This window comes from Algoriphagus sp. 4150 (assembly GCF_031457395.1).
Lineage (GTDB): Bacteria > Bacteroidota > Bacteroidia > Cytophagales > Cyclobacteriaceae > Algoriphagus.
Window position 1 is genome coordinate 1 of sequence record NZ_JAVDWS010000041.1, and the last position, 15,848, is coordinate 15,848.

The 15,848-nt window shown below is 44.1% G+C and carries 19 protein-coding genes; 2 read left to right on the forward strand and 17 right to left on the reverse strand.

Features of this window, described 5'->3' with window-relative positions:
* On the forward strand, window positions 1-624 hold a 624-nt coding region (locus tag J2X69_RS24025; protein WP_310109192.1), incomplete at its 5' end, for a nucleotidyl transferase AbiEii/AbiGii toxin family protein.
* A gap of 345 nt (window positions 625-969) precedes the next feature.
* Here J2X69_RS24025 and J2X69_RS24030 read toward each other — a convergent pair.
* From J2X69_RS24030 to J2X69_RS24895, 16 genes are all read right to left on the reverse strand, one after another.
* Window positions 970-1,227 carry a DNA-binding protein gene (locus J2X69_RS24030; protein ID WP_310109195.1) on the reverse strand — a complete coding sequence of 86 codons (258 nt, stop codon included), beginning with the start codon at window positions 1,225-1,227 and terminating at the stop codon, window positions 970-972.
* 26 nt (window positions 1,228-1,253) lie between these two features.
* Window positions 1,254-1,562: a hypothetical protein gene (locus J2X69_RS24035; protein ID WP_310109197.1), complete on the reverse strand. Its 309-nt coding sequence runs from the start codon at window positions 1,560-1,562 to the stop codon at window positions 1,254-1,256.
* A gap of 11 nt (window positions 1,563-1,573) precedes the next feature.
* Complete coding sequence (locus J2X69_RS24040; protein WP_310109200.1) at window positions 1,574-2,353, reverse strand: hypothetical protein; 780 nt, start codon at window positions 2,351-2,353, stop codon at window positions 1,574-1,576.
* Between the two features lie 61 nt (window positions 2,354-2,414).
* Window positions 2,415-3,272, reverse strand: coding sequence for a conjugative transposon protein TraN (gene traN / locus J2X69_RS24045; RefSeq protein ID WP_310109203.1), 858 nt, complete (start codon window positions 3,270-3,272; stop codon window positions 2,415-2,417).
* 14 nt (window positions 3,273-3,286) lie between these two features.
* On the reverse strand, window positions 3,287-4,585 hold the full coding sequence (gene traM / locus J2X69_RS24050; RefSeq protein WP_310109206.1) for a conjugative transposon protein TraM: 1,299 nt from the start codon (window positions 4,583-4,585) through the stop codon (window positions 3,287-3,289).
* Entirely contained in the window at window positions 4,578-4,907 is a 330-nt protein-coding gene (locus J2X69_RS24055) for a hypothetical protein (protein WP_310109209.1), read from the reverse strand. The genes traM and J2X69_RS24055 overlap by 8 nt, the downstream gene beginning before the upstream one ends.
* Window positions 4,908-4,909: 2 nt before the next feature.
* Window positions 4,910-5,527 (reverse strand): conjugative transposon protein TraK, encoded by a 618-nt coding sequence (gene traK / locus J2X69_RS24060; RefSeq protein WP_310109212.1) that lies wholly within the window; start codon window positions 5,525-5,527, stop codon window positions 4,910-4,912.
* Window positions 5,528-5,538: 11 nt separating this feature from the next.
* Complete coding sequence (traJ, locus tag J2X69_RS24065; protein WP_310109215.1) at window positions 5,539-6,759, reverse strand: conjugative transposon protein TraJ; 1,221 nt, start codon at window positions 6,757-6,759, stop codon at window positions 5,539-5,541.
* An 18-nt stretch (window positions 6,760-6,777) separates the two neighbouring features.
* Window positions 6,778-7,407 (reverse strand): TerB family tellurite resistance protein, encoded by a 630-nt coding sequence (locus J2X69_RS24070; RefSeq protein ID WP_310109218.1) that lies wholly within the window; start codon window positions 7,405-7,407, stop codon window positions 6,778-6,780.
* A gap of 104 nt (window positions 7,408-7,511) precedes the next feature.
* Complete coding sequence (locus J2X69_RS24075; RefSeq protein ID WP_310109221.1) at window positions 7,512-8,159, reverse strand: hypothetical protein; 648 nt, start codon at window positions 8,157-8,159, stop codon at window positions 7,512-7,514.
* 141 nt (window positions 8,160-8,300) lie between these two features.
* Window positions 8,301-9,005 (reverse strand): conjugal transfer protein TraI, encoded by a 705-nt coding sequence (locus J2X69_RS24080; protein ID WP_310109225.1) that lies wholly within the window; start codon window positions 9,003-9,005, stop codon window positions 8,301-8,303.
* An 11-nt stretch (window positions 9,006-9,016) separates the two neighbouring features.
* On the reverse strand, window positions 9,017-11,473 hold the full coding sequence (locus J2X69_RS24085) for a TraG family conjugative transposon ATPase (RefSeq protein ID WP_310109227.1): 2,457 nt from the start codon (window positions 11,471-11,473) through the stop codon (window positions 9,017-9,019).
* Window positions 11,474-11,524: 51 nt separating this feature from the next.
* Window positions 11,525-11,851, reverse strand: a complete 327-nt coding sequence (locus J2X69_RS24090; protein ID WP_310109230.1) for a DUF4133 domain-containing protein — start codon at window positions 11,849-11,851, stop codon at window positions 11,525-11,527.
* A gap of 26 nt (window positions 11,852-11,877) precedes the next feature.
* Window positions 11,878-12,207 carry a DUF4134 domain-containing protein gene (locus J2X69_RS24095; RefSeq protein ID WP_310109232.1) on the reverse strand — a complete coding sequence of 110 codons (330 nt, stop codon included), beginning with the start codon at window positions 12,205-12,207 and terminating at the stop codon, window positions 11,878-11,880.
* Between the two features lie 48 nt (window positions 12,208-12,255).
* Window positions 12,256-12,702 (reverse strand): hypothetical protein, encoded by a 447-nt coding sequence (locus J2X69_RS24100; protein ID WP_310109234.1) that lies wholly within the window; start codon window positions 12,700-12,702, stop codon window positions 12,256-12,258.
* 665 nt (window positions 12,703-13,367) lie between these two features.
* Window positions 13,368-13,568 (reverse strand): transposase, encoded by a 201-nt coding sequence (locus J2X69_RS24895; RefSeq protein WP_409014481.1) that lies wholly within the window; start codon window positions 13,566-13,568, stop codon window positions 13,368-13,370.
* A 352-nt stretch (window positions 13,569-13,920) separates the two neighbouring features.
* On the opposite strand from J2X69_RS24895, the gene J2X69_RS24105 reads away from it, so the two are divergent.
* The gene (locus J2X69_RS24105; protein ID WP_310109238.1) at window positions 13,921-14,631 is read left to right on the forward strand and encodes a glycosyltransferase; all 711 of its coding nucleotides are present in this window, start codon (window positions 13,921-13,923) and stop codon (window positions 14,629-14,631) included.
* A gap of 325 nt (window positions 14,632-14,956) precedes the next feature.
* Here J2X69_RS24105 and J2X69_RS24900 read toward each other — a convergent pair whose 3' ends face one another.
* Window positions 14,957-15,427: a transposase gene (locus J2X69_RS24900; protein ID WP_409014482.1), complete on the reverse strand. Its 471-nt coding sequence runs from the start codon at window positions 15,425-15,427 to the stop codon at window positions 14,957-14,959.
* Window positions 15,428-15,848 lie beyond the last annotated feature (421 nt).

A 15,848-nucleotide genomic window follows, 5' to 3' on the forward strand; every position in this document is an offset into this window, starting at 1 on the left:
TACTTTGAAGCAATCATTACGGAATTTGATGCTCTTGGGATGAAGGTCACGATTGCTGAAAAGAAAAAGCAGAAAGAGTCAAGTATAGATTCAGCCTTTCTCAAATCTGCAACTGTATGGAAAGAGTTGGTTTTGGAAGGTATCATTCCCCAATCAGGTGTAAAATTGATACCAAGTATAAAGATTAAATTGGAAGTTGATAGACTACCTCCTTTAGGTTTTGAAACCGAGGAAAAATTGTTGTTGCGCCCATTTTCTTTCTATGTCAAATGTTTTACACCTCCGAGTTTATTTGCAGGCAAAATGCATGCATTGCTTTTCAGAAAGTGGCAAAAAAGAGTGAAGGGGAGGGATTGGTATGATCTGGAATGGTATATCAAAAAGAGAGTTCCTTTAGATCTTTCCCATTTTTTACTTAGGGCTTTAGATACAGGTGATTGGCAGGAAAAATCAATTACCAAAGAGCAGGTTTTAGAACTAATAAAAGCTAAAATACAAAGCGTGGACTTTAATAGTATTAAGGAGGATGTAATACGATTTATCCAAGATGATTCGTCACTATCAATCTGGAGTCCGCAATACTTTATAGATCTCATAGAAAGTTTGAAATTCAAGGAAGCATAAGTTGATCTCTTTTACTTTAAAGTAATTTCAACCGATTTAGCCAAAATTGTTACCGTGGTTTTAGCCTTACCTCACTCCCCAATTTTGGATGATACGAAGGCCGATACTCCACAATCCCCCTGTCCTTTAACTCTGAGATACATTTGTGGTAGGTAACTATACTTTTAACCCCTGACAATTTCATGATCTTACGCCGTGAAATCTGAAAGGGGTTTCGCCGTTTCTGCTCTTTCCAGAGTTGTAACATTGCTATAAATACGGAAACCCGGCTTGGTTGAAGATCACGTTCTTTCACGATTCTTTCCAGATAGTATTCCATTCTGAGAGATTTCATAAGTCGTGATTTTATTGCCTGAAAAGCGATTTTAACTCTTCCGATTTGTAGTAATAGAGTCCTGAGATTTTGACCGGATGTACTACACCCCGAATCCTTAGGTTCTGCAATGCCGCATCAGATATGCTCAGCATCTTTTTTACGTCGCGGCTGCGAAGCCATTCTTTTTTATCGCTTTGGGATTCATCCTTTTTTGCCAGTAGTTCTTTAAGATCGGCAAATAGCTGAAAGCGTAGTGCTTCCAGATCTTCCTTTGTGATGGGTTCCATGGATATTGGATTGAGGTTGGGTGGAATTAGTTTGCGTTGTTTTTCGGACCAGCCGATAATTTTACCCGGCTTTGACTCATCCGGTTGAACGTAGGCAGGTAGTGGATGTAACCGTATTCATGAAGTTGGTTGATGATCTTGAAGTAAGTGGCTGTGCTTGAGATTTTGGCAGATTTCATAATGGAATCTCTGTGGATAGGAAACGGCTCTATCCCCCCATATTCTTCCCGCATATGGAGCAGCACGGAGAAAACCCCGATATGGGACAGGCATATTCTGGGATCTTTTTCGATCCCTGCCATAAACTCCTCCAATGCTTTTTTTATCTGCTCCATGGGTGGGTGAATTAGCCTGCTATTCCTGCACTTTTCCTTTTCCGTGGTTTTTTCGAGGGTAATTCTTCAGATTCCTCAGAAACATCCTTTTTCTGGGATTTAGATTGGGATTCTGAGGTGGTTTCTTTCTGTGATTCTGAAGTCCTCATTTGGTTGGAGTCATACACATTGAGATTCTTAAACTGTGGACTTGCTTCAATAAACCGTTTTTGTTCCGCACCTTCCAGTTGAAAGGTGACCGATTGACGGTTTCCTTTTTTGAGGGAATCCATGAGTCTGGACTGATCTTCAGGATTATTGAGCTCTTTGATGGGGTGCTTTTCCAAAGTTTTTTGTAGGTCAAATCCATAGTTCTCATGGAACTGCTTTAGCTTAAAGTTGCCCTGCTTATCGGTTTCCTTAAAGTCCAGTTGCACCCAGGCATTATATTTTTCCTGTTCTTTATTAACCAGGTCTTTGTTGACTGCGCGTCCGTCCAAAAGATTATAGCCTTCTTTCAGCGTGATGTTATTGTCTTTTCCTATATAAAAGGTCTGGTTGATGGCAGGCTCTTCCTGACCGGCCTTAGTCAGACTCAGATCGTATTTATTGAAGAAGTACATGTCTGTTGAGGCGGACTTTTTGAAATGCAGATCGGCATTGACCGTGTCCCCGCCGAAATTTGCCTGATGTTTTAGGATAAAATCGGGTTCTCCCTTTTTGACCTGTTCCTTTAAAGGTGCCTCCAATACTTCACCGAATCCGGTGTACTTGACCTGATTTTTGAGGTAATCAAAATTTTGCCCGTTCATGATAGTTGTAGTTTGTGGTTAAATGAATATGATGCATACTTTGTGGTCAGGATCCCAGGGGTTATTCTATCGGTGCTGCCTGAATGATGTGTCGGTTTTTTACCCTGATTTTCAGATGTCTGCCTCCCCGCTGCTCCATCAGTTCAATCTCCAGATGTTTTTGGTCCGGAATGGTGAATTTTGAAAGTGCAACTACAACAGTTCGGGTAGCTTGTGCGGGTATTTGATCAGTCTTGCCCAGAATGGCAGCCGGGAGCTGTTCCAGTTCCTGCGACGCAGTCCGCTTTCCCTGTTTGTTGTCCCGGATAAAGAAGCGGAACTGATCAATGTCATAACTGATATTGGTTTGGTTCTCGAGTCTGATTTGAAAATAAAGCAAGTCATCATCGATGTATATTCCCGTCAATGAAAGCCCGGCCATATATTTCCGTTGTCGGATCCGCTTCATCTTATTGTTTTTGAGGGCTACTTTTTTGGCCGTTTCAAGAATGGCTGCCTTACCCAGAACGCCTTCCCGAAACTCAGCCAATCCACGGTCAGACCCGGGTAGAATTTCCAAATTGAGCTGGCCCGGATTCCGGGAATAGTCCACCGTAAAAGAATAGAACTTTCCATCTGAGGTTATTACGGTCAGGTTGCTGTCGGCAAGCTTTTGATTTTCCGCTTTTACCTGTAGTATGTTTTCAACTTCTGCTGCTTTTTGGACCAATATGTTTCTTGAACCTCTGTCCACACTTACAATGGCCTGTGGAAAGATGAGGTTGGTGGTCAGTTGATCACTGATACTAATCGAAGTGGCGGTGATGCCTACAGTCCTGAAAGAGGAGTTGGATTGTGCCAAAGCTGTGATAGGATGTTGGAATGAAAGCAGTACAGTCAGTGCCACAACTCCTGTCCATTTTAAGTGATTGCTGTTCATGGGATTGTGTGGTTTTAAAGGTTGGGGGTGTTGTTTTCATCGTTGAGCCATACCTGATAGCCGGCCTTAAGTGTGAACCTTACCTGCTTGATTTTTTTGCCCAGAAAGCTTTTTGCTGTTTCGATTCCTGCGCTTGCAGCCTGGGCTTCAAGGGAAGTGTCAAAACTGCCGAACCCAAATCCCTGAATTGCGCGGTCACCGGACTGGGCGCTGACTTCTCCTGAAAGTGAACCCGGAATGTGAATCCCTTTCATTCCATCTGCATCATGTACGGTCAGGTCCACCGGCAGAAGCTGATCATTTATGCGGATATGCTTGATCGAAATGCCCAAGCGGTCCCCGTTAAGCGAAGCAGTGCCATAGACCAACCGGTCTTTTGGGATATTTGATCCGTTGATCGTAGTTTCTTCGGTAAGGCGGAGTTTTACAGTGGTGCCGGAAGTCAGGGTTTGGGTTTCATGAATCACTGCCCGGATGGATTGGGAAGAGATACTTTCTTGGGTTGGTGAATCCAGCCCGAAAAAACCGTTTGACGGGTTGATATTGCCGGCCTCAGTGGGAATTTCATTTGTTGCCTCCAGACTTGAAACAGGCTGTGAGCTATCCCTTGGAGTAATAGGAAAGGTTTGGGGTTGCGCTACTTTTTTTTCTGACTGAATTCTCGCCTGTACCCGCCCGGGATGCTGTATATCCAGAATCTTTTCAAGCAACTCACCCATCTGCTGCATTTCGGGATCGGGTTCTGCATTGCCGACAAGCATCTGTTGCATCATCAGGTCCAACCTGTCCAGATCTGAGCTTAGTCCCGGGTCTGCCGTAGCCTGCTGTTCAGTCATCTTATTTGCCGGTGATTGTACAGGCTCCGGTTCTCCGGCAAGGGTACGGTTCAGGGCTTCCAGTTTTTCAATAAGCTTTTTCTCATTGGGGTCTTGGAATTCCTGCAGGGGTGTATCAATGATATTACCAATAGTTGATTCCTCCAATTCGGTTTGCTTTTCTTCACCGGGAGTACTTTCCTGATTAAATGCCATCCGGTAGTAGGGATCATTTTTTACCTCCTGCAGGAATCTGGCGGAGTCTGACCGGGATTTTTGGTAATGGCCGAGTTTATCAAGCTCTTTGGTTTTGTTGTCTGCTATGCCCGGCAGTTCCAAATTGATTCCGCTTTGCAGGGTATGGTTTGGATCTGTTTTCTTTCCGTTTCCACCTCCCATTGCCCAGAAAGTGAGGGTTAGAAAGGGAATGGTCAGTAGCGGCAGCATCAGGAGAAACTTCCGCTTTTGCCGTGTTTTTAGGCTGATTTCTTTAGTCATGGCTGAATTTATTTTGAAGTGTGGAATTGGAAATGCTGTCGGTTAAATGGATTTCGTTCTTCAAATCAGGAAAGTAGGGGACAGGGGTATCCGGCATTTCCGTAGGCAGTGGGATTGATGCGGCGGAATATCCGGGGAGCAGTAACCGGACACTTGGTACCGAGGAACTGATCAAAAACAGCGAAAGGATAAGATATTTGGATCGGTTGCTTAGCTTTTCAGATTTTTGACGGAGCAGTGACGCGAATTTTCGGAGGTTGAAGTTCCCAAGTTCCCGGACTGTCCGAAACAGGTTGGAATAGATTGGTGGTGTGGGTCTCATGGTCAGCGGTTTTGGATGTTTATATCTGTGTTTTCCAGAGTCTTCCAACCTTCGATTAGAAAGCCGTGGGGATTGTTTTCACTGCGGGAGACGGGACGCAGATAGCCTTCCGTGACCAGACTTCGGGTCACTATGGATCCTGTACGGATCAACCGCTGGGTGCCGAAGTAGCGGAAGTAGGTTGGAGACTGCTGCATTTCAAGGGACACGCTGTCCATGCTGATTTCCTGACTGATATTGCCTGCGATGATGTTGGAGTAATAGTTGCTTTCTTTGAGATTGTCGTATTGTCGTTTGGCAGACGCATCTGCCAGATAGAGCGCTTTTGATGTGTTGGAAGTAATGACTTTTTCATCAGGATCAAGGGTGAAGAAGTAGCGGTGAAAAGTGGCAATATGGTCTTTGACTTCTACTTCCAGATTGTCCCTGCGGTCGGTAGCCAATGCTTCCAAAGCTTTTCCGTTTGCCAGGATATAGACTTTTTGCTGCAATTCGGCAGTCAGTTGCCGGCTGTTGTACAGGGTAAAACCCGAAAAGAGCAGGCAGCCGATGATCACCACAAGGGTAAACAGGCGGATTTGACGGAAAGCAGTGTCGATGTTTTTTGGTTTTGTAAACATGGGCTTTGGAATTAAGTGTTGCCTTTTAGTTTGTCGGATTGATAATCACCCCCATCCTTAAAATATCCCGATGAAGTACCGAAGGAAGCCATGGACTGTCTGATGCCTGCTGCTTTATCTCCAAAGGAATCCGCGGCCATACCGATACCTTTTCCGGCAGCAAGGGCTGCGGTTCCGCCCATTGAAACTGTGGTGAGTGCGCCCCGGGTGAAGAAGCTTGATACCTTATGGGGAAGTGCTCCGCCGGAAGCGGCATGGATGATGTAGTTGGCCACTGACGGCACACTGAAATATCCAATGATCCCTATGATCAGAAATATCAGATAACCGGTATCGGTGGATGTGAAGAAGGTATCTCCCGTATTTTCAATCTGCCCGATATCGAGTATCAGCATTTTCTCCTGGATTGTACCGATGATGGCACCGAAGATATTTGCCACGGGCAGCCAGAGAAAGATGTTGATGTACCGGGCTAGCCACACAGTGAGTGTATGCTGAAACCCGTCGTAGACAGCGAGGCCAAAAACCAGAGGCCCGAGGATGGAAAGGACAATCAGCTGAAATGTCCGCAGGGTATTGATGCAGAGTGAAGCGGCTTCAAAGAGGAACTCAAGTATGACCGATAAGGCCTGTTTGATCCAGTTCTTGAAATTAAAGTTGAATTTGGCTCCCGCAAAGGCGAACCCGTTTCCTATGTTTTCCCAAAATCCAACCTCCGGATCGGGGCTGTCCTCAGGCAATCCTTCGGTGTATTTGAGCCATTTGTCATAATCCCCTCTTTCACCCATGATACTGTATAGTTGCCCTTTTTGGGTTCCCTTGATGGATTGTTCTTTATGTTTGAGCAGGGCCTTTATGGCTGCATTGGAATTGTCCACCATGGCAGTGGTGGCCGTGACCGTAGGCCGCATCACCCCGTTTATCATGGCCAGAACTGAGGGGAAGACCATGATGCAGAAACCGATCACAAAGGGGCGGAACAGGGGATAGAAATCAACAGGTTCGGCATTGGCAATGGAGCGCCAGACTCTGGAGGCAATGTACCAGATCGCGCCAAATGCGGCCAGACCCTGTGACACGCTGATCAGCTGGCTGCACAGCGGCATCATTTCCTGATAAAGTTCCTCCAATACCCCGTGCAATCCCCGGATACTGCTGTCCTGGGCATGTGAGATCAGCGGAAAGGTAATTGCTGAAACGGTACACACGAATGTTTTAATGTTTGCTTTCATGGAAATTCGCTTTGGGTATTAGTGGCTTAGTCCGTAAAGGATCCGGGTCCGGTTTATTTCCCGGTTTTCATGGGAGCGTTGGATAGCCAGAATGGTTGTTTCCCGGTTGAATGCGGTTAGGAAACTGAGCTTGTCCTGCATGTCGCTATGGATCTTATCGATGGCTACCAAACGTTCCTCATCGGACATCCTCAGCCTATTTGCTGTTAAGACTAAGGTCAGTTCATCGAGTTGTTGCAGACTTTTCTTGAAGAGATTGCCATAGACTGATGAGAGATAGGAGATTTCATGTTCGGTGAACTGACCGGAACTTTTGAATTTTGAAAAGGCGGACTTATAGTCTTTGACCAGCCTGATTTGAAAGTGTATAGTTTCTGCGACTTTATGGTAGTTTTTTACTGTGGGGTTGACTTGCAGCAAGCCATCCAGAAATGTTTCGTGGAGACTGAAATTTCCCGAAGCGATGTTTTCAATTTTGGAATATCCGTTTCGCAGGGTGGTGTAGCCTTTTTCAAGGTCTGTCAGAATCTGCTTGAGCTGGGTTAGTTTGGTGACATTCAGCAGCAGTTGTGCAGCTTCTTCCGCCTGCGCAGAAGCGGGGTGGTGACTCAGCAGGAAGAGGAGAAGTATGATAGAAAGTTTTTTCATATGTTTATATTTTGATTTTTAATGGTCAGATGGAATCTCGCACGGCGAATAATCATCCCTCTGTGTGTCGTCTTCGACATGCTCGATTTCATCTGTGGTAGTGTTTAGGGTTGATGCAGGTTATGATAGAATCCGGATTGGGCAATTGACTGCGTTTCCTGTTTTCGTTGAACTGCCAGCTGCAAAGCTTCCTGACCAAAGCGGGTTGAAAAGCCATGGATTTGGCGCATTTGCAATTGAAGTTGTTCCATTCGGTTTATGCGCTCTGAATCGGATAGGCTGAGTAAATCGTTTTGTAAAACCAATTGCAGTTCTCTGAGCAGTTGGTCAGTTTTTTTTTCGATGTTTAGAAAGGCATGGGCTACCACAGCTTCTTCCGATTGACTGAACTGCCTACTTTGTTTGAGTTGTTGCCGGGTTTCCAGTGAGGTGTGGTGGATTATTGAACTGAGCAGGATGATATGCTGTACAGCTGAATGGTTCTTTACTGCAGAGTTGACAGTGGAAAAAGACTGAAAGTGATTCTGATGTTGGGTGAAATCCCCGCTTTTGATGGTATGGATCAGCCCAAGTCCCTGCTCGCTGAGCTCATAGCCTTTTTTGAGTACTGTACCATAGGCATACAATGCGGCAATCTGCTCAGCCAAATACTGCTTTTTGGTTTTCTTCTGTTGCCACCATTCCTGAAAGTTTTGGGCAGGCACGGGCAATGATGCAGTGATCAGATAAAGTAGAATAATGAGCTTTTTCATCTGTTTATATTTTGATTTTTTATGGTCAGATAGCCTGTCCCGTCCGCCTCGGCGGATCGGGTGAATCTCGCATGGTTGACAATCATCCTTCTGTGTGATCCCGTAGGTACGGGATCATGCTCGATTTCATGGTGAGTACTGTTATCGGTTTAGTCCATAAAGGTTTTGGATCAGGAAGATCTCATTGCTGCTTTTTGCCCGCTGCAGACTCAGCTGTCCGTTGCTGCGGTTGAAGGCTTTTAGATCCCGGTAGTTTTGATCTACACTGTCAGCGGCTTCATTCAGAAGGGTAAGCCGTTCTCCATCGCTCATCTGTAGGGTAAAGGATTTGACCAATAGGGAGAGTTGGTCCAGATTTTCCACGGTAACTGCAAGCAGTCCTGAGTAAACGGTGGCCATATACTCTTTTTCTGCTGCCGTGAAATGGGAGTCCTGTTGAATGACTGCCCACACTTTTTGGTATTCGGTTACAATCAGCGTTTGTTTTTTGGTGATGTCACGCACCCGCTGAAAGCCGGAAATTGCCGACTTTACCTGTTGCAGTTCATCGAAATACTTCTCGTAAAGCTCCCGCTGCTTTTCTGTCCAGTCGGAGATCTCATTGAGCTTGAGCTTGGACATTGTGTTTTCCAAGACCTTTTGGGCGTTCTGCAACCAGATGACTTTGTTCTGCTGTCGCTGGATTTTCAAATCCATGGCTACGATGACCTTTTTGACACCTGCTTTGATGATTTCCAGAATGGCCATAGGAGCAGCTGCTTCTGTACGCCGGGGAGGAAGGGTGAACACCAAACAGAGCAGGGTAAGCAGGATGGTACGGTTGATTTTTTTGAGAGCGTTTGTCATAGCTTCAGTGTTTAGGGGTGTTCTGCGGTGATTGCCGCTATTCCTTTTTGTATGGATCCGTAGCGTTCGGCATACTCCATTACCTTGATTTTTTCGGTTTCCTCGGTGGTGTAGGCCAGGTACTCTTCTTTTGATACCTCGGTACGGTATACCTTGGAAAGCATGCCTCCCAGACTGATGAATACTTCTTTGTATTTGCGTTTGGGATCATTGGCCTTGTTGACCGAAAGCACCATGGCCCGTTCCTTATCGGTCAAACCCAGCAGTTTCTGGATTTGGTCAAATTTGTTCTGATACTTGGATTGATCCAGTAGGATCTTACAGTCGCTGTTGTTGATAATGGCTTGCTTGACTACAGGGGAGCTGATGATGTCTTCTACTTCCTGGGTGACCACAATGGCTTCCCCGAAGAATTTGCGCACTGTCTTAAACAGGTACTTGATGTATTCCGCCATACCTTCCTTGGCGATGGCTTTCCAGGCTTCTTCAATCAGGATCAGCTTTCGGATGCCTTTGAGCTTGCGCATCTTGTTGATAAAGACTTCCATGATGATAATGGTCACCACAGGGAAGAGAATCGGATGGTCTTTGATGTTGTCCAGTTCAAAGACTATAAACCGCTCCCTGAGCAGGTCCAGATTTTTGTTGGCATTCAGGAGGTAATCAAATTCACCGCCTCTGTAATAGGGGCGGAGTACGTAAAGGAAGTTTCCTATATCAAAATCCTTATCCTTGACCCTGTCGGTTTCCAGCTGTGGCAGAAAGTCGGTTTGTAGGTATTCGTAAAAACTGTTGAAGCTTGGAAACAGGGATTTATCCGAATCCAGTTTTTCGTAGTATCCTTTCAAGGCATTGGAAAGGGCTACATACTCACTGCGCTTGAATGTCTCATTGTCTTTTTTCCAGAGAGCAAGCAGCAATGTTTTGATACTTTCTTTCTTTTCGGTATCCAATTGATCGCCTTCAGCAATGTAAAAGGGATTGAACCGGATGGGGTTCTTTTCATCGTAAGTGAAGTAATATCCGTCAACCAGATCGCAGAGCCCTTTGTAGGAATGACCCACATCCACGAGCACCACATGGGTTCCCTGCTCATAGTAGCTTCGGACCATGTGATTGGTGAAAAAGGATTTTCCGCTTCCGCTTGGCCCAAGGATGAATTTGTTACGGTTGGTGCAGATACCCCTTTTTACGGGTTCATCGGAAAGGTCCACGTGAACGGGTTTACCGGTGAGCCGGTCTCCCAGACGGATTCCAAAAGGACTCAGCGAACTGCGGTATCCTGTTTCCAGATTGAGAAAACAGGAAGCCTGCTCCACGAAGGTGTCAAAGCAATCGTTCATTGGAAAGTCGGCACTGTTTCCCGGAATTCCTGCCCAGAAGATCTGGGGAGCTCCCACAGTTTCTTCTTTGGCAGTAGCTTCCAGTTGGGCGAATGCGGCACCCACCTGCTTTTTGATTTCGGGGAGTTGGGTGGGGTCTTCGGTCCAGGTCAGGATATTGAAATGTGATTTTACCGGAAGGCGCTGCTCGCTGATAGCTTCATTTAAGAACTCGTTGGTCGCATCCCGTGCAAGGGCATTCTCCCGGCTGTAGTTGGCAAGGGATTGGAGACGGAGACGTTTGGACTCCAGTTTTTTTAGGGTTTGCTGAGCATCCTCAATAAAGAGGTACTGGTTATAGATGTGGTTGCAACTGAGCAACTGTCCAAGGGCGGAAGCAAAACCAACGCTGAATTTGGTGGTGTCTGTGCTGTATTTATCGTAGTTGATCCGGCTTCCGCATAATGCCGGAAGCTCATTGGCATTGGATAAGGTAAACAGGCGGCACTGCTTGTTACCGATGGAAAGACCCGGTTTGAAACTGATGTCCGGAAGCCAGGTAGGGGAATTGTCTTCGGAAAGGCTGCAATATTTTTCAATGAGTCCTTTTTGGGATTGGTTGCTCCAAAGGGATTCTTCTTTTAGTCTGTTTAGCTGTACAAATCCACTGTCGGTCAGGATGCGTTCAAACTGCCCGCAGGCATCCAGAAAGTTGGGGAGAGTATCAGTCAGGATAAGTTCCTCCGGAACAATATGGGGTCGGAGTAGGGTGGAAAACAGGCTGCTGGACACTTTCCTGTTTTTGGGGGTTAACGTCATGAGCAGGTAACAACTATGGTCCAAAAAGGGGCGCTCATGAAAGAAGCGTTCACTGCTTCTGTGCAGGAAAGTTTGGTCCGATTGCATAAAGTCAGCCTGATGCCGGCTGTCTATAAACCAGTCCTGTTTGTGCAGAATGCTGTGTTGGGGCAAAGTTTTAATGGCTTTGATCCAAACCTGATGGAAGGCTTCATACTCCCTGTCACTCAATGTGAAAATCTCAGGTAATTCTGCCTGAAATGCCACGGTGATATCCCCCTGTTTGGAAAGGATGCAGTCCTGCTCAATGCCTAGGATAGGGAAATATGTTTCAAGGAGCCTTTCCATGGAAGGGGGTTGGTTTGTTTTGGTACTAGTTCTTATTAGAGTTGTTAGGATTTATTTTTTGGATTTGAGTTTTCGGTAAACTCCCCGTGATTTGATTCGGATGGCAAGGGGTATTTGTCGGTGGGCCAGCTTTTTCATCATGCCATGTTCTCCGTAAGTATGGCTGAGTTTGTAGACTTTAATAATCAGCACTGTCCCGGCAATTGCAATAAGGAAAAGACATATAAACGGGTTTACTCCCAGAATAAAGAGGATGGCAAATGCTACAAGTAGTGCCAGCACACCGGCACCGAGGTACCAGATGTACTGGGCTTTTAATCCCTTGAACTCGATGGGCTTGTTGATGCCTTTGTTGATCCGATAGATGCTGTTGGACATGGTTGATTTAGGGATAGGGCGGTTGCTTACACTCCAAAGAAGGATTTGATAACAGTGGCTACTACCACTAAAAAGACACAGCTTCCAAACCAGGCAGCGGCAACCTTTCCTGTATCCGGGTCGCCGGCATTCCATTTTTGGTAGACTTTGACTGCGCCGATCAAACCCAGTATAGCTCCGATGGCATACATCAGGTTGGTGCCGGCATCGAAATAGCTCCGAACCTGCCTGTTGGCTTCGTTGATTCCTGCAAGTCCGTCCTGGGCTTTTGCAGAGAGGGTGGATAGTCCAACAAGGAGGGGAGCAAGAAGTGTTTTTAGCCTAGTTGGAAACTGGTTTTGTTTGTTCTTTTTCATAGGATAGGTGTTTAGTGGTCGTTGGAGAAGTAGAGGGATTGGAATGGGCTAGGAGGAACTTGCCGTCCAGGATTCTTCGAGTTCAGATTCACTGAAGTTGATCTGGCAGTGTTTGGCTGCGTTTTCTAGAATGAAATTGATAACGGCAACCCGGTAGGCGGGCTCCCGAAGCCCGGGGTGGTTGGACAGCGTTTGGATCAGCTGTGAAAGCAATGTTTCCTTGCTTGTCTTGTTGTGTGCCGCCTTCCCGAGGATGCCGTTTAATTCCGCTACGGTTGCTTCCAGCTCTTCAAAAGGATCAGTAGAGTTATCGTCAGCTCTCCTTTGCTCTTGCTCCACTGTATGCTGACGGTTATTATTGATCTGCTTTATCTTTCCGGAAAGCAGGCTACGGAATTCTTGTGGATAGTATAATCCGATGATGATGAGGTAATAGGCTGACATGCCTACTGCCAGGGCGCTGAAGTATTGGTTCCAGGTAATTGCTTCCAACATAGTGTGTCTGTTTTGAGTCTCGGCGGTTGTTTTGTCCCGCTGACAGAAGCAAATGTGGGTGGTGTAACTCCCTGTTTTTTACACTGTGGTGGTAGCTACCAAAAAAAGTTTTCAAAAATAAATGGGCAGGATCAAGTTTAGAGATTAGTCCAAATCACTAGAATCATGTCAATGTTTTGATATAATGCTATTACTATATGTCAGAATTGTGTCAATATTTCAATTTTGACACATGAAGTCTGGGTAACTCTCATTAGTTATGGCGTGTTGTTTGGCTAATAATGTTGGATAGACTTTTAAACAATTAATGGACGTTCCTTTGGTCGGACTTTTTATTTCAATCCCTAACGGATTAATTCAATTGTGCCAATGACTATGATATAGTTTAAAAGTTTATTGGATGAGGGGATAATTTCGAATTGAAGTAGGAATTTTTAATGTCAGAATTGACTTTTGCCCATGAATTTTTCCAAAGTTAGTCCTTGGGCTCAATACGCCCATGAGCTCCCGGCATAAAGCCATTCGCCTGCGGTTTATTATTTATTCCTTTTTCTCATGGTCTTATCTCTCCCAAAGCCCAATGGAGCTTCATACCTCATTGTTCACCAAAACAAAAAGAAATTATTGATACGCTGGAAGAAAAAATTGATTTGTTTGAAGTAGCACTAGATTTTCCCTGTATTGTTATTCAATAGATGTATTTTGAATCTGAAAAACCAACCTAGGGAACATTGTTCCCTTTCGGCAATTCCTATAAATGTTTTATGTTTGTGTATCCTTCGGTTGTGGTAGTATCTTAGCGGTGTGGAATCTTCGAAGCCCATACCTGTTGCGTCACCTGGGCCTTTGGGCTTTAGAAAAAGCATGAGCGGGATAGCCACTCGGCCCTAAAGCTCGACGAAACAGTTATAAGGTACTTACATTGTGAGAGCATCTTTCAAATAGATTGAAATGTATTGGGTATAATAGCTTTTGAAGTTTGAAAACACAGCATAATGGAGAGTTCCAAAATATGTATGATCTGGGAATCAGAATGGTAGGGTGTTTTGTTTCTTTATTTACTAGTTGAGGTTTGGTGGAGTGTCTACATTTTGGATTCTAAATTAAGAGCAAAAATCATCGATGGAAACAAAAAAATCGGTAATTTTTCCTTAACTTTAAGTATATTGAGTTGGTTTTCCTTGAAAATTATCCTAAACCCATGAAATCTAAATATTTATGAAGTCTGTAACTGTAATAACACCTTCAATAGGTAATGATTACCTTAAAAATGCGATACTTAGTGTGAATACTCAATCATATAGAATGATTAAACATTTAGTTGTTGTTGATGGGGCTCAATATGAGGGGAAGGTAAGAGAAATTATGAGAGATTGCGATGGACCCGACAATCTGATGGTTTTAACATTGCCCTTTAATACAGGTCATGATGGATACTATGGTCACAAAATATATGCTGGCATATCCCTTTTAGTAGATTCGGATTATGTGTTTTTTTTAGATGAGGATAATTGGTATAATAATATACATATTGAAACAGTTATTCTGGAAATTGAAAGACGATCTCTAGATTGGGCTTATAGTTTACGAACTTTAAATCTTCCAGAGACAAATTTTAAAATGGAAGATAATTGTGAAAGTTTAGGAAGATGGCCAGCTTATTCAGGAAACTCTAATTTTGTAGATACAAATTGTTATGGTATTAAAAGAGAGGTACTTCAGCAGGTCTGCCATAACTGGGTTTTTGGTTTCGGGGGAGATAGAAATTTTTATAAGTATTTGAGTAAACATACTGATAATTTTGATACTACAGGGTTATATACTGTTAATTATCGGATAAAGCCTGAGGTAGAATCTTTTTTCTTAGCAGGGAATGAATTTGCAAAGGTTCATTATAGAAACAAATTTCCTTGGAGAAAAAGTATTTGAAAATTAAGATATACCTTTACTCAAATTAATATAGCTAAAATCTATCATGAAAAATAGAATTATACTACTAAACTTGGTAAACTTTATATTATCCTCTACTACAGTTAAGAGATCTTTATTTTTGTTCATCCTTAGTATTATTTTGATTCATGATTAAGGAATTTATCATTCTGGAAGTATGATTGTTAAACATTTTTACAACTTTGCGTATTTCTCATTTGTTAATCAATAGTCCATTTGATAAACATCTTCCATGTTAATGGTTTTTCATAGATTCCAATAATTTTCTCATGATTGTTTTTAAATTAGAGGTGGCCACTTAGACTCATACAATATTTAGAATATATAATTTGTTTTCATTAACCATCCGTTTAATGAGGTTGTGGAAGACTGTCTGTTTTGATTGAGACGTGTTGATACTGTAAGAAAATTCATTCAGATAGCGTTCAATGTTGCATTTACTTACCCATGAAAATGTAGTCGTTATCCACAGCTTAACCTGATAGATCACGGTATGGATTGCTTTAAAATTCAAGCCAAACTCACTTGGGATCCGGATGATCCGAAAAGACTTTGCGATGGGGCGATAGCCTTTCCATTCATCTATGGTGACAGTGGCTTCTTCCGAAATATGACACTCAAATATCGGGCCCAGCGATTTTGCAGAGAACCCCGTGATCTTGCAGGTGTAAAAGCGCTTTACCTTACTCTCTTTGTTAAACTGCCCAGACCAACTTCTTTTTTTCCTCCGCAGCCCCTGCCCAGCCTTTCTGTTTCTTTGCCGCCTACGACGAATTCGTCTACAGAGACATTACCGTTCATCGGTTTGGTTCCGTTTGACTTAATCGCCTCCCGTACCTTGTGCATGATCGTCCGGGCTGTTCCTAGTCTTATGCCATACCTCCTGACAACCTGAAGGCTGACAAGCCATTGGTCGTAGTGGCCATTTCAAAACAGATATGGAAAGCCCTAAGTAAACCGAATTTAACCTTGAAACAGCGTATCGGCTCCGTGGGGGCTGTATCACTGCACTTGTTTCATTTTCTGGAGTAATCTCGACCTACCTGAGCCGGAATGCCCGAATTTCCTGTACTGATAGCCGAATGACCACTTAACTTCACTTAACGTGAGTTCGGGTTAAGCACAAAGGGATAACTGGACAGAAGGTAATTCAAATTCGATGTTCAGGGAAGGTTTTTTAGGGAAAAAGCAATAAG

Excerpts from the sequence above, each read along its gene's own strand:
- J2X69_RS24030 (WP_310109195.1), bottom strand. The coding sequence starts at position 1,227 with ATGGAACCCATCACAAAGGAAGATCTGGAAGCACTACGCTTTCAGCTA.
- J2X69_RS24035 (WP_310109197.1), bottom strand. The coding sequence starts at position 1,562 with ATGGAGCAGATAAAAAAAGCATTGGAGGAGTTTATGGCAGGGATCGAA.
- J2X69_RS24040 (WP_310109200.1), bottom strand. The coding sequence starts at position 2,353 with ATGAACGGGCAAAATTTTGATTACCTCAAAAATCAGGTCAAGTACACC.
- traN (WP_310109203.1), bottom strand. The coding sequence starts at position 3,272 with ATGAACAGCAATCACTTAAAATGGACAGGAGTTGTGGCACTGACTGTA.
- traM (WP_310109206.1), bottom strand. The coding sequence starts at position 4,585 with ATGACTAAAGAAATCAGCCTAAAAACACGGCAAAAGCGGAAGTTTCTC.
- J2X69_RS24055 (WP_310109209.1), bottom strand. The coding sequence starts at position 4,907 with ATGAGACCCACACCACCAATCTATTCCAACCTGTTTCGGACAGTCCGG.
- traK (WP_310109212.1), bottom strand. The coding sequence starts at position 5,527 with ATGTTTACAAAACCAAAAAACATCGACACTGCTTTCCGTCAAATCCGC.
- traJ (WP_310109215.1), bottom strand. The coding sequence starts at position 6,759 with ATGAAAGCAAACATTAAAACATTCGTGTGTACCGTTTCAGCAATTACC.
- J2X69_RS24070 (WP_310109218.1), bottom strand. The coding sequence starts at position 7,407 with ATGAAAAAACTTTCTATCATACTTCTCCTCTTCCTGCTGAGTCACCAC.
- J2X69_RS24075 (WP_310109221.1), bottom strand. The coding sequence starts at position 8,159 with ATGAAAAAGCTCATTATTCTACTTTATCTGATCACTGCATCATTGCCC.
- J2X69_RS24080 (WP_310109225.1), bottom strand. The coding sequence starts at position 9,005 with ATGACAAACGCTCTCAAAAAAATCAACCGTACCATCCTGCTTACCCTG.
- J2X69_RS24085 (WP_310109227.1), bottom strand. The coding sequence starts at position 11,473 with ATGGAAAGGCTCCTTGAAACATATTTCCCTATCCTAGGCATTGAGCAG.
- J2X69_RS24090 (WP_310109230.1), bottom strand. The coding sequence starts at position 11,851 with ATGTCCAACAGCATCTATCGGATCAACAAAGGCATCAACAAGCCCATC.
- J2X69_RS24095 (WP_310109232.1), bottom strand. The coding sequence starts at position 12,207 with ATGAAAAAGAACAAACAAAACCAGTTTCCAACTAGGCTAAAAACACTT.
- J2X69_RS24100 (WP_310109234.1), bottom strand. The coding sequence starts at position 12,702 with ATGTTGGAAGCAATTACCTGGAACCAATACTTCAGCGCCCTGGCAGTA.
- J2X69_RS24895 (WP_409014481.1), bottom strand. The coding sequence starts at position 13,568 with ATGCTTTTTCTAAAGCCCAAAGGCCCAGGTGACGCAACAGGTATGGGC.
- J2X69_RS24105 (WP_310109238.1), top strand. The coding sequence starts at position 13,921 with ATGAAGTCTGTAACTGTAATAACACCTTCAATAGGTAATGATTACCTT.